The 13,024-nt window shown below is 54.7% G+C and carries 8 protein-coding genes; all 8 read left to right on the top strand.

What is annotated here, in order from left to right; translation table 11 throughout:
- Positions 1-52 precede the first annotated feature (52 nt).
- The 8 genes from OGY06_RS14595 to trhP all read left to right on the top strand — a co-directional run bounded on the left by OGY06_RS14595 (position 53) and on the right by trhP (position 13,006).
- Positions 53-1,291: an MdtA/MuxA family multidrug efflux RND transporter periplasmic adaptor subunit gene (locus OGY06_RS14595; RefSeq protein ID WP_286605582.1), complete on the top strand. Its 1,239-nt coding sequence runs from the start codon at positions 53-55 to the stop codon at positions 1,289-1,291.
- Entirely contained in the window at positions 1,291-4,413 is a 3,123-nt protein-coding gene (locus OGY06_RS14600; protein WP_003834274.1) for an MdtB/MuxB family multidrug efflux RND transporter permease subunit, read from the top strand. Before OGY06_RS14595 ends, OGY06_RS14600 begins: the two co-directional genes overlap by 1 nt.
- Complete coding sequence (gene mdtC / locus OGY06_RS14605) at positions 4,414-7,494, top strand: multidrug efflux RND transporter permease subunit MdtC (RefSeq protein ID WP_267387943.1); 3,081 nt, start codon at positions 4,414-4,416, stop codon at positions 7,492-7,494. It abuts the gene before it with no gap.
- Positions 7,491-8,903 (top strand): MFS transporter, encoded by a 1,413-nt coding sequence (locus OGY06_RS14610; protein ID WP_063940495.1) that lies wholly within the window; start codon positions 7,491-7,493, stop codon positions 8,901-8,903. Before mdtC ends, OGY06_RS14610 begins: the two co-directional genes overlap by 4 nt.
- A complete protein-coding gene (gene baeS, locus OGY06_RS14615) occupies positions 8,903-10,306 on the top strand; it encodes an envelope stress sensor histidine kinase BaeS (RefSeq protein ID WP_003834277.1) in 1,404 nt (467 codons plus the stop codon). Before OGY06_RS14610 ends, baeS begins: the two co-directional genes overlap by 1 nt.
- The gene (baeR, locus tag OGY06_RS14620; RefSeq protein ID WP_003834278.1) at positions 10,303-11,025 is read left to right on the top strand and encodes an envelope stress response regulator BaeR; all 723 of its coding nucleotides are present in this window, start codon (positions 10,303-10,305) and stop codon (positions 11,023-11,025) included. The genes baeS and baeR overlap by 4 nt, the downstream gene beginning before the upstream one ends.
- Positions 11,026-11,152: 127 nt before the next feature.
- Entirely contained in the window at positions 11,153-11,485 is a 333-nt protein-coding gene (locus OGY06_RS14625; protein WP_003834279.1) for a YegP family protein, read from the top strand.
- 159 nt (positions 11,486-11,644) lie between these two features.
- Positions 11,645-13,006 (top strand): prephenate-dependent tRNA uridine(34) hydroxylase TrhP, encoded by a 1,362-nt coding sequence (gene trhP / locus OGY06_RS14630; protein WP_286605588.1) that lies wholly within the window; start codon positions 11,645-11,647, stop codon positions 13,004-13,006.
- Positions 13,007-13,024: the final 18 nt, after the last annotated feature.

The raw sequence follows: 13,024 nt of genomic DNA on the forward strand, positions 1-13,024 counted from the left end.
GGCTAAACTAGTATCATTCCGCGAATCGTTTCAGGATGAGAAACTCATAACAATGAAAGGCAGTAATAAATCCCGCTGGGTGATAGCAATCGTGATCGTCGTGGCCGCCATCTGGTTCTGGCAAAGCCGCAGTGCATCCCAGGGAACCGCACCGGGCGCGACCAAACCCGCGCAGCACACGGCGGGGTCAGGACGGCGTGGAATACGCTCCGGACCGTTGGCTCCCGTGCAGGCTGCCACCGCCACCGAGGAAGCCGTGCCACGCTATCTGACAGGGCTGGGGACCGTTACTGCCGCAAATACCGCCACGGTGCGTAGTCGGGTGGATGGTCAACTCATCGCCTTACACTTTGAGGAAGGACAACAGGTGAAAGCCGGCGACCTGCTGGCAGAGATAGATCCCAGCCAGTTCAAAGTTGCTCTGGCTCAGGCGCAGGGACAACTGGCAAAAGATAAAGCCACGCTGGCGAATGCCCGTCGCGATCTTGCCCGCTATCAACAGTTGGTTAAAACCAATCTGGTCTCCCGCCAGGAACTGGATGCCCAGCAGGCGCTGGTCAACGAGACGTTAGGCACAATCAAAGCGGATGAAGCCAGCGTCGCCAGCGCTCAGTTGCAGCTCGACTGGAGTCGGATAACCGCGCCTGTCGATGGTCGTGTCGGCCTGAAACAGGTCGATGTCGGTAACCAAATTTCCAGCGGCGATACCACCGGAATTGTCGTCATTACGCAAACGCATCCCATCGACCTGATATTTACTTTGCCTGAAAACGACATTGCTACCGTGTTGCAGGCACAAAAATCGGGGAGCCAGCTGAAGGTCGAAGCCTGGGACCGAACCAATTCGCAAAAGCTCAGCGAAGGCGTCCTGCTCAGTCTCGACAATCAGATTGATGCCACCACCGGAACAATCAAAGTTAAGGCTCGTTTTTCCAATCAGGATGATGCCTTATTCCCTAACCAGTTCGTTAACGCCCGCATGCTGGTCGACACACAACAAAATGCCGTTGTGATCCCAACTGCCGCCCTGCAGATGGGCAACGAAGGCCACTTTGTCTGGGTACTGAATAGCGATAACAAAGTGAGCAAACATCTGGTGAAACCGGGTATTCAGGATAGCCAAAAAGTGGTGATCGCCGCCGGGCTGTCTGCGGGCGATCGAGTCGTGACCGACGGTATCGATCGTCTGACGGAAGGCGCAAAAGTCGAAGTCGTTGAGGCGCACGACGCCTCTGTTTCCGATGAGAAAACAGCGCCACGCGGATACGGCAAAAAAGGAGCCAACTCCTGATGCAGGTGTTACCTCCGGACAGCACAGGCGGACCATCGCGCCTGTTTATTCTGCGCCCCGTCGCCACCACTCTGCTGATGGTCGCGATTTTGCTTGCCGGTATTATCGGCTATCGCTTTCTGCCAATCGCCGCCTTACCTGAAGTGGATTACCCCACGATTCAGGTCGTTACGCTCTACCCCGGCGCCAGCCCGGACGTCATGACCTCGGCGGTCACCGCACCGCTTGAACGTCAGTTCGGGCAGATGTCTGGCTTAAAACAGATGTCATCACAAAGTTCCGGTGGCGCATCGGTCGTTACGTTACAGTTTCAACTGACGCTCCCGTTGGATGTTGCCGAGCAGGAAGTTCAGGCCGCGATTAACGCCGCCACCAATTTATTACCCAGCGATCTCCCTAACCCTCCGGTCTACAGCAAGGTAAACCCGGCAGATCCGCCGATCATGACACTGGCGGTCACTTCCAGCGCCATGCCGATGACGCAGGTGGAAGATATGGTCGAAACCCGCGTCGCGCAGAAAATCTCTCAGGTATCCGGCGTGGGTCTGGTAACACTTTCCGGAGGGCAACGTCCGGCGGTCCGCGTGAAACTTAACGCTCAGGCCATTGCCGCACTCGGTCTGACCAGCGAAACCATCCGTACGGCCATTACCGGTGCCAACGTCAATTCAGCAAAAGGGAGTCTTGATGGCCCAACGCGTGCCGTTACCCTTTCAGCCAACGACCAGATGCAGTCCGCAGACGAATATCGTCAGCTCATTATTGCCTATAAAAACGGTGCGCCGGTTCGTTTGGGCGATGTCGCCACCGTCGAACAAGGAGCAGAAAACAGCTGGCTGGGCGCATGGGCCAATAAGCAACAAGCTATAGTGATGAATGTTCAGCGCCAACCTGGCGCGAACATCATCTCCACGGCAGACAGTATCCGCCAGATGCTGCCGCAGCTTACCGAAAGCCTGCCCAAATCGGTTAAGGTAAGCGTACTTTCCGATCGTACGACCAATATCCGTGCGTCCGTAGCGGATACCCAATTTGAGTTGATGCTGGCGATTGCGCTGGTAGTCATGATTATCTACCTGTTTTTGCGCAATATTCCGGCAACCATTATTCCTGCGGTCGCCGTACCGTTATCGTTAATCGGTACTTTCGCGGTGATGGTATTCCTCGATTTCTCCATCAACAACCTGACCCTCATGGCGCTAACCATTGCGACAGGTTTTGTGGTGGATGACGCTATCGTGGTTATCGAGAATATTTCACGCTATATCGAAAAAGGCGAAAAACCGCTGACTGCTGCCCTGAAGGGCGCGGGCGAGATTGGTTTTACCATCATCTCTCTGACATTTTCACTGATCGCCGTACTGATCCCACTGCTGTTTATGGGAGATATCGTAGGTCGATTGTTCCGTGAGTTCGCTGTGACGCTGGCCGTAGCGATTCTGATTTCCGCCGTTGTCTCGCTCACTCTTACGCCGATGATGTGCGCGCGTATGCTGAATCAGGCCTCATTACGTAAGCAAAACCGCTTCTCCCGTGCCTCAGAGCGAATGTTTGATCGCGTTATTGCCGGGTACGGACACTGGCTGGCGAAAGTGCTCAACCATCCGTGGCTCACGCTCAGCGTAGCGCTCGGCACGCTGGCGCTGAGCGTTATGCTATGGGTCTTTATCCCCAAAGGCTTCTTTCCGATCCAGGATAACGGCATTATCCAGGGAACGCTGCAGGCGCCACAGTCCAGCTCATTTGCCAGCATGGCCCAGCGCCAGCGTCAGGTTTCAGATGTCATTCTGAAAGATCCGGCAGTAGAAAGCCTGACCGCTTTTGTCGGTGTGGATGGCACGAATACGGCATTGAACAGCGCGCGCTTACAAATCAACCTTAAGCCGCTGGATGAACGTGACGATCGAGTGCAGAAAGTGATTGCGCGCTTACAGGACGCGGTTGACAGAGTTCCCGGCGTTGACCTCTATCTACAACCCACTCAGGACCTGACGATTGATACCCAGGTCAGCCGGACGCAATATCAGTTCACGCTGCAAGCGACATCCCTTGATGCCCTCAGCACCTGGGTTCCACAGCTGATCGCAAAACTAAATCAGCTACCGCAACTGTCCGATGTTAGTAGCGACTGGCAGGACAAAGGGCTGGTGGCGTATGTAAACGTCAATCGCGACAGCGCCAGCCGTTTGGGTATCAGCATGTCAGATGTCGACAACGCCCTGTACAACGCTTTCGGCCAGAGACTGATTTCAACTATCTACACCCAGGCAAATCAGTATCGCGTGGTGTTAGAACATGACACCAACAATACACCAGGGCTTGCGGCACTGGATACAATACGTCTTACCAGTAGCGACGGTGGCATAGTACCGCTCAGCGCGATCGCCAGCATTGAACAGCGTTTTGCCCCGCTGTCGATTAACCACCTCGATCAGTTCCCGGTCACCACCATCTCGTTCAACGTGCCAGACGAGTGGTCGCTGGGTGATGCGGTACAGGCCATTCTGGATACCGAAAAAACGCTTAACTTGCCCGCAAATATTACCACCCAGTTCCAGGGCAGTACGCTCGCCTTTCAGGCCGCGCTGGGAAATACCATCTGGTTGATTGTGGCTGCGGTTGTCGCGATGTATATCGTCCTCGGCGTGCTGTATGAGAGCTTTATTCACCCAATTACTATTCTCTCCACGTTGCCGACGGCGGGTGTCGGGGCGCTTCTGGCGTTAATGATTGCCGGCAGCGAACTGGACGTCATCGCGATTATCGGCATAATTTTGCTCATCGGTATCGTCAAGAAAAACGCCATCATGATGATCGATTTTGCCCTTGCCGCGGAGCGCGAACAGGGAATGTCACCACGCGATGCCATTTTCCAGGCCTGTCTGCTGCGTTTTCGCCCGATCCTGATGACTACACTGGCGGCACTGCTCGGCGCGTTGCCGCTGATGTTGAGTACCGGCGTGGGCGCAGAGTTACGTCGCCCATTAGGTATTGGCATGGTCGGTGGGCTGCTGGTGAGTCAGGTATTAACCCTGTTTACCACCCCGGTGATTTATCTGCTGTTTGACCGTCTGTCGTTGTACGTGAAAAGCCGCTTCCCGCGTCAGGAAGAGGAAGCGTAAATGAAATTTTTCGCGCTTTTCATTCATCGTCCAGTGGCGACCATTCTCATTTCGGTAGCCATCACCCTGTGCGGCATACTCGGATTTCGTCTGCTGCCGGTCGCTCCGCTGCCGCAGGTGGATTTTCCGGTGATCATGGTCAGCGCATCGTTACCGGGTGCCTCACCCGAAACGATGGCGTCCTCGGTCGCAACTCCGCTGGAGCGCTCGCTGGGGCGCATTGCGGGCGTGAACGAAATGACATCAAGCAGTTCACTTGGCAGTACGCGTATTATTCTCGAATTCAAATTCGACCGTGACATCAATGGCGCGGCGCGGGACGTTCAGGCCGCGATTAACGCCGCGCAAAGTCTGCTACCCAGCGGGATGCCGAGCCGACCAACATATCGCAAAGCCAACCCTTCCGATGCGCCAATCATGATCCTGACGCTAACATCGGACACGTACTCGCAAGGTGAATTGTACGATTTCGCATCAACCCAGCTGGCGCAGACCATCGCACAAATCGACGGCGTGGGCGACGTGGACGTTGGTGGCAGCTCACTGCCTGCCGTGCGTGTAGGGCTTAATCCGCAGGCGCTGTTTAACCAGGGTGTGTCGCTGGATGACGTGCGTAGCGCAATTGACAACGCCAACGTGCGTAAGCCGCAGGGTGCTATCGAGAATGATACTCACCGCTGGCAGGTCCAAACCAACGATGAGCTGAAAACCGCCGCCGAATACCAGCCGATCATCATCCACTACAATAACGGCGCGGCGGTGCGACTGGGCGACGTTGCGTCTGTAACCGACTCGGTGCAGGACGTACGCAACGCGGGGATGACCAATGCCAAACCGGCCATTCTGTTGATGATCCGCAAGCTACCGGAAGCCAATATCATTCAGACGGTAGACAGCATTCGCGCCAAATTACCGGAGCTACAAACGCTGGTACCGGCCGCCATCGATCTGCAAATCGCCCAGGACCGCTCGCCGACCATTCGCGCTTCACTGGAGGAAGTCGAACAGACGCTGATTATCTCCGTGGCGCTTGTTATCCTGGTGGTCTTTGTTTTCCTGCGCTCCGGGCGTGCGACGCTGATCCCCGCGGTAGCAGTCCCGGTCTCGCTGATCGGTACCTTTGCCGCCATGTATCTGTGCGGATTCAGCCTGAACAACCTGTCGTTGATGGCGTTAACCATTGCCACGGGATTTGTCGTCGATGACGCCATCGTGGTGCTGGAAAATATTGCCCGCCACCTGGAAGCAGGAATGAAGCCGCTCCAGGCGGCGTTACAGGGTACGCGCGAAGTAGGATTCACCGTGCTTTCCATGAGCCTGTCGCTGGTAGCGGTGTTCCTGCCGCTGCTGTTAATGGGCGGATTGCCTGGGCGCTTGCTGCGCGAGTTTGCCGTCACGCTGTCGGTTGCTATCGGCATCTCACTGCTGGTGTCGCTGACATTAACGCCAATGATGTGCGGCTGGATGCTCAAATCCAGCCCCCCACGCGAACAGTCTCGCAAACGGGGTTTTGGTCGTGTGCTGGTTGCGCTGCAACAGAGTTACGGCACCTCGCTTAAATGGGTGCTGCGCCATACGCGACTGGTAGGCGTGGTGTTGCTTGGCACCATTGCGCTGAATATCTGGCTTTATATTTCCATCCCCAAAACCTTCTTCCCGGAGCAGGATACGGGTGTATTGATGGGTGGGATCCAGGCCGACCAGAGCATCTCATTTCAGGCCATGCGCGGAAAACTGCAGGACTTTATGAAGATCATCCGCGACGACCCGGCGGTGAATAACGTCACCGGTTTTACCGGTGGTTCGCGGGTTAACAGCGGGATGATGTTTATTACCCTCAAGCCACGCGATGAACGCCGTGAAACCGCTCAGCAGGTGATCGACCGCCTGCGCGTCGCGCTTTCAAAAGAGCCAGGTGCGAATCTGTTTTTAATGGCGGTGCAAGATATTCGCGTTGGTGGACGCCAGGCCAACGCCAGCTATCAATACACATTGCTGTCCGACGATCTCGCGGCGCTGCGTGAGTGGGAACCGAAGATCCGTAAGGCGCTTGCCGCACTGCCCCAACTGGCAGACGTCAACTCCGATCAGCAGGACAATGGCGCGGAGATGAATCTGATTTACGATCGCGACACCATGTCTCGTCTGGGGATCGACGTGGCAGCCGCCAACAGCCTGTTGAATAATGCTTTCGGACAACGACAGATCTCAACCATCTATCAGCCGATGAACCAGTACAAAGTGGTGATGGAGGTCGATCGACGTTACACCCAGGACATCAGCGCACTGGACAAAATGTTCGTCATCAACAATGACGGTAAAGCGATCCCGTTATCGTACTTTGCCAAATGGCAGCCGGCGAATGCGCCACTGTCTGTGAACCATCAGGGCTTGTCTGCCGCCTCAACCGTGTCGTTTAACCTGCCGACAGGTTCTTCACTGTCAGAAGCGACAGAGGCCATCAACAGAACCATGACCCAGCTCGGCGTCCCTTCCACGGTTCGCGGTAGCTTTGCCGGTACCGCACAGGTATTTCAGGACACGATGAATTCGCAGGTGATCCTGATTATCGCCGCCATCGCCACGGTCTATATCGTGCTGGGTATGCTGTATGAAAGTTATGTCCATCCGCTGACCATCCTCTCCACGCTACCTTCGGCTGGCGTCGGGGCGTTGCTGGCGCTGGAACTGTTCAATGCCCCGTTCAGCCTAATCGCCCTGATAGGGATCATGCTATTAATTGGCATTGTGAAGAAAAACGCCATCATGATGGTCGATTTTGCGCTGGAAGCGCAGAGAAACGGCAAGCTACAGCCGGAAGAAGCTATTTTCCAGGCCTGCCTGTTGCGCTTTCGCCCAATAATGATGACCACGCTGGCGGCGTTGTTTGGCGCGTTGCCGTTGGTGTTATCCGCAGGAGATGGCTCTGAACTGCGTCAGCCCTTGGGGATAACCATTGTCGGTGGGCTGGTCGTGAGCCAACTCCTGACGCTGTACACCACGCCCGTGGTCTATCTCTTTTTCGACCGTCTGCGTCTGCGTTTTTCGCGTAAAAACAGCAAACCGGTAGCAGAGTTATGACAGAACTTCCCGACAGCACCCGCTGGCAACTTTGGATTGTGGCATTTGGCTTTTTTATGCAGTCGCTGGATACCACCATCGTTAACACCGCGCTTCCCTCGATGGCGGCAAGCCTCGGGGAAAGCCCGTTACACATGCATATGGTCATTGTGTCATATGTTTTAACCGTTGCCGTGATGCTGCCCGCCAGCGGATGGCTGGCGGACAAAGTTGGCGTGCGTAATATCTTCTTCACCGCCATTATCCTGTTTACGCTTGGCTCGCTGTTTTGCGCCGGGTCCAGCACGCTCAACGAGCTGGTGATGGCGCGCGTCTTACAAGGCGTTGGCGGCGCGATGATGGTGCCGGTCGGCAGGCTAACGGTGATGAAAATCGTCCCGCGTGAGCAATATATGGCGGCAATGACGTTTGTCACTTTACCCGGTCAAATCGGCCCGCTGCTGGGCCCGGCGTTAGGCGGAATTCTGGTTGAATACGCCTCCTGGCACTGGATATTTTTGATTAACATTCCGGTTGGTATTGTCGGTGCGATAGCGACGTTAATGCTGATGCCCAACTACACCATGCAAACCCGACGTTTCGACCTCTCTGGGTTCGCGATGCTGGCGGTCGGCATGGCGGTACTGACGCTGGCGCTCGATGGCAGCAAAGGAACCGGCCTCTCCAGTATCACGCTGGCGGCGTTGGTTATCTGCGGGGTGTTGGCTATTGTGCTGTATCTGAAACACGCCCATCGTAATCCGCGTGCGCTATTCAGCCTGAATCTGTTTCGCACACCAACCTTCTCGCTAGGTCTGTTCGGCAGTTTTGCCGGACGCATCGGCAGCGGCATGTTGCCGTTTATGACACCGGTGTTTTTACAGATTGGCCTCGGTTTTTCACCTTTTCATGCCGGGCTGATGATGATCCCGATGGTGCTGGGCAGTATGGGCATGAAGCGCATTGTGGTGCAGGTCGTTAACCGCTTTGGTTACCGTCGTGTGCTGATTACTACTACGCTTGGCCTTTCGCTGGTCAGTCTGTTGCTAATGACCACGGCACTGCTGGGCTGGTATTACGCCCTGCCCTTCGTGCTGTTTTTACAGGGAATGGTCAACTCAACGCGTTTTTCATCCATGAACACGCTTACGTTAAAAGATCTGCCTGACGATCTGGCCAGCAGCGGTAACAGCCTGCTGTCGATGATCATGCAGCTATCGATGAGTATTGGTGTGACCATCGCAGGCCTGCTGCTGGGCATGTTCGGCCAACAGCATATCGCCATCGACAGCGGAAGTACGCATACCGTCTTTATGTATACCTGGCTGTGCATCGCCTTCATTATTGCGCTGCCCGCCATTATTTTTGCCCGCGTGCCGAACGACACGCAAACCAACGCGGTGATTTCACGGCGCAAAAGGAGCACCTGATGAAGTTCTGGCGGCCCGGTATCACCGGCAAACTGTTTCTGGCAATTTTCGCCACCTGCATTGTGTTACTGATCAGCATGCACTGGGCCGTACGCATTAGCTTCGAACGTGGTTTTATTGACTATATCAAGCACGGCAACGAGCAGCGGCTGCAAATGCTCAGCGACGCATTAAGCGAGCAGTACGAGCAGCACGGCAACTGGAGATTCTTACGCAATAACGATCGTTTTGTTTTCCAGATCCTGCGCTCTTTTGAACACGATAACGACGATGATAAACCGGGCCCAGGCATGCCGCCACACGGCTGGCGTACACAGTTTTGGGTTGTCGACCAAAATGCCCGCGTGCTGGTCGGCCCGCGCGGCCCAGTTCCTCGCGACGGCATGCGCCATCCCATACGCGTTAACGGTAGCGAAGTGGGCGCCGTGATCGCCTCTCCTGTAGAACGCTTAACGCGGAATACGGATATCAATTTCGACATGCAGCAAAGACGATCCAGTTGGCTTATCGTTGCGCTCTCCACGATCCTGGCCGCGCTGGCGACGTTTACGCTGGCGCGCAGCCTGCTGGCCCCGGTTAAGCGGTTGGTGGAAGGCACGCACAAACTGGCAGCGGGCGATTTCACCACTCGCGTTACGCCAACCAGTACGGATGAGCTGGGCAAGCTGGCGCAGGACTTCAACCAGCTCGCCAGTACGTTGGAAAAAAACCAGCAGATGCGTCGTGACTTTATGGCCGATATTTCTCACGAACTGCGTACGCCGTTGGCGGTGTTGCGCGGTGAACTGGAGGCCATTCAGGATGGCGTACGCCAGTTTACCCCTGACTCCGTTGCCTCGTTGCAGGCTGAAGTCGGTACGCTCACCAAACTGGTTGACGACCTTCATCAGCTCTCCATGTCAGATGAAGGCGCGCTGGCCTATCAGAAAACATCGCTGGACCTCATCCCCCTATTGGAAGTGGCAAGCGGCGCATTTCGTGAACGCTTCGCCAGCCGTGGATTGACCATACAGCTTTCGCTCCCCGACAGCATGACGGTATTTGGTGACAGGGATCGTCTGATGCAGCTGTTCAACAACCTGCTGGAAAACAGTCTGCGCTACACCGATAGCGGTGGCGGGTTGCATATCAGCGCCGAACAACGCGAACGCATGGTGTTATTAACCTTCGCAGATTCCGCTCCTGGCGTAAGTGACGAGCAGTTACAGAAGCTGTTTGAACGATTTTATCGCACCGAAGGCTCGCGCAACCGCGCCAGCGGAGGTTCTGGATTGGGGCTGGCGATTTGCGTCAATATCGTACAGGCGCATAATGGTCTGATTCGTGCCGCCCATTCGCCTTTTGGTGGGGTTAGCATTACAGTAGAGTTACCGCTGGAACGCGATTTACAGAGAGATGTATGACTGAGTTACCCATTGATGAAAACACACCGCGTATTCTGATCGTGGAAGATGAGCCTAAGCTGGGGCAACTGCTGATCGATTACCTGCGGGCAGCGAGCTATGCCCCTACGCTGATCAACCACGGCGACCTTGTTCTGCCTTACGTGCGCCAAACGCCGCCCGATCTGATCTTGTTGGATCTGATGCTGCCCGGTACCGACGGTCTGACCCTGTGTCGGGAAATCCGCCGCTTCTCAGAAGTCCCCATCATGATGGTAACCGCTAAAATCGAAGAGATTGATCGCCTGCTGGGGCTGGAGATCGGTGCTGATGATTATATTTGTAAACCTTACAGCCCGCGCGAAGTTGTCGCGCGCGTAAAAACGATCCTGCGCCGATGCAAACCGCAGCGCGAACTGCAACAAATGGATGCAGAAAGCCCGCTTATCGTCGATGAAGGCCGTTTTCAGGCCTCCTGGCGTGGGAAGATGCTCGATTTAACGCCCGCCGAATTCCGCTTACTTAAAACGTTGTCACATGAGCCGGGAAAAGTGTTCTCCCGTGAACAGTTGCTCAATCATCTCTATGACGATTACCGCGTCGTTACCGACCGCACCATCGACAGCCATATTAAGAACCTGCGACGCAAGCTGGAGTCGCTGGATGCCGAGCAGTCGTTTATCCGCGCGGTCTATGGCGTGGGGTATCGCTGGGAAGCCGACGCCTGCCGAATTGCTTAAACTCTCCTGCCCTTCAGGGCTCCGTGAGCCCTGGTAACTAGCAACTCTCCAAATATCGCTCATACTGTTTCTGACAATACTGTCGTCAATAACTGTTTGATATAAAACTTTTAATCAAGGAGTTCATATGGCTGGTTGGTTTGAATTAAGTAAGAGTAGCGATGATCAGTACCGCTTTGTTCTTAAAGCTGGGAACGGGGAAATAATCCTTACCAGTGAGCTTTACACTACAAAAGGCGCTGCAGAAAAAGGGATCGCATCTGTCCAGGCTAACAGCCCTCTGGATGAGCGTTATGAGAAAAAAACAGCGGCTAATGGCAAATTACATTTCAACCTGAAAGCTGCAAACCACCAGATTATTGGTAGCAGTCAACTGTATGCGAATGAACAGTCACGCGAGACCGGTATTGCTTCAGTTAAGACCAATGGTGCCAGTCAGACGATAAAAGATAAGACCTGATAATTACTCGCTCAGCCGGGTAACGCAACGCTGTCGCCCGGCGTTTTTCTTTACCTGACTTCCTCGCAGCGCTACAATGCCCGCCCTTAATATGGGGGCACTCCCCTAACCGCCTCATTGAGTGAGGCGAGTCTGACCTGTCATCAGAACGAGATAATTATGTTTAAACCGGAACTCCTTTCCCCGGCGGGAACGCTGAAAAACATGCGTTACGCTTTCGCCTATGGCGCAGACGCTGTGTATGCGGGCCAACCGCGTTACTCACTGCGCGTACGCAACAACGAATTCAACCACGAAAACCTGCAGCTCGGCATTAATGAAGCTCATGAACTGGGTAAAAAATTCTATGTGGTGGTTAACATTGCCCCACACAATGCCAAGCTGAAGACCTTCATTCGTGATCTGAAACCGGTGGTGGAAATGGGGCCGGATGCACTGATCATGTCAGACCCTGGTCTGATTATGCTGGTGCGCGAAAACTTCCCTGACATGGACATTCACCTTTCAGTACAGGCTAACGCCGTAAACTGGGCGACGGTGAAATTCTGGAAGCAGATGGGGCTGACCCGCGTGATCCTCTCCCGCGAGCTGTCGCTGGAAGAAATCGAAGAGATCCGCACCCAGGTGCCGGATATGGAGCTTGAGATCTTCGTTCACGGTGCGCTGTGTATGGCCTACTCCGGCCGTTGTCTGCTTTCTGGCTATATCAACAAACGTGACCCTAACCAGGGTACCTGCACCAATGCCTGCCGCTGGGAATACAACGTGCAGGAAGGCAAAGAAGACGTGGTGGGCAATATCGTGCATAAGTACGAGCCTATCCCGGTACAAAACGTTGAGCCTACGCTGGGTATTGGCGCACCGACAGACAAAGTCTTTATGATCGAAGAAGCCCAGCGCCCGGGCGAGTACATGACCGCGTTCGAAGACGAACACGGCACTTACATCATGAATTCGAAGGATTTGCGTGCCATTGCCCATGTTGAACGTCTGACGCAGATGGGTGTGCATTCCCTGAAGATCGAAGGCCGCACCAAGTCATACTATTACTGTGCACGTACCGCGCAGGTCTATCGTAAAGCCATTGATGATGCCGCAGCCGGTAAACCGTTCGACCCGCAACTGCTGGAAACGCTGGAAGGTCTGGCGCATCGTGGTTACACCGAAGGATTCCTGCGCCGCCATACACATGACGACTATCAGAACTACGAATACGGCTTCTCTGTTTCCAAGCGTCAGCAGTTTGTCGGCGAGTTTACCGGCGAACGTAAAGGTGAACTGGCAGCCGTACTGGTGAAAAACAAATTCACCGTCGGCGACAGCCTGGAGCTGATGACCCCACAGGGCAACATCAACTTTACTCTCGAACAGATGGAAAACGCGAAAGGCGAAGCGATGCCGGTTGCGCCGGGCGATGGTTACACCGTGTGGATGCCTGTACCGGAGGATATCGATCTGAATTATGCATTGTTGATGCGTAATTTTACCGGTGAGTCCACGCGCACCCCGCATGCTAAGTAGTTAATTACGGTTATTTTT

The organism is Citrobacter sp. Cpo147 (genome assembly GCF_030332405.1).
GTDB lineage: Bacteria > Pseudomonadota > Gammaproteobacteria > Enterobacterales > Enterobacteriaceae > Citrobacter > Citrobacter portucalensis.

What these genes read in the sequence shown, in the direction of transcription:
- OGY06_RS14600 (WP_003834274.1), top strand. Translation starts at nt 1,291, where the DNA reads ATGCAGGTGTTACCTCCGGACAGCACAGGCGGACCATCGCGCCTGTTT.
- OGY06_RS14610 (WP_063940495.1), top strand. Translation starts at nt 7,491, where the DNA reads ATGACAGAACTTCCCGACAGCACCCGCTGGCAACTTTGGATTGTGGCA.
- mdtC (WP_267387943.1), top strand. Translation starts at nt 4,414, where the DNA reads ATGAAATTTTTCGCGCTTTTCATTCATCGTCCAGTGGCGACCATTCTC.
- OGY06_RS14625 (WP_003834279.1), top strand. Translation starts at nt 11,153, where the DNA reads ATGGCTGGTTGGTTTGAATTAAGTAAGAGTAGCGATGATCAGTACCGC.
- baeS (WP_003834277.1), top strand. Translation starts at nt 8,903, where the DNA reads ATGAAGTTCTGGCGGCCCGGTATCACCGGCAAACTGTTTCTGGCAATT.
- baeR (WP_003834278.1), top strand. Translation starts at nt 10,303, where the DNA reads ATGACTGAGTTACCCATTGATGAAAACACACCGCGTATTCTGATCGTG.
- OGY06_RS14595 (WP_286605582.1), top strand. Translation starts at nt 53, where the DNA reads ATGAAAGGCAGTAATAAATCCCGCTGGGTGATAGCAATCGTGATCGTC.
- trhP (WP_286605588.1), top strand. Translation starts at nt 11,645, where the DNA reads ATGTTTAAACCGGAACTCCTTTCCCCGGCGGGAACGCTGAAAAACATG.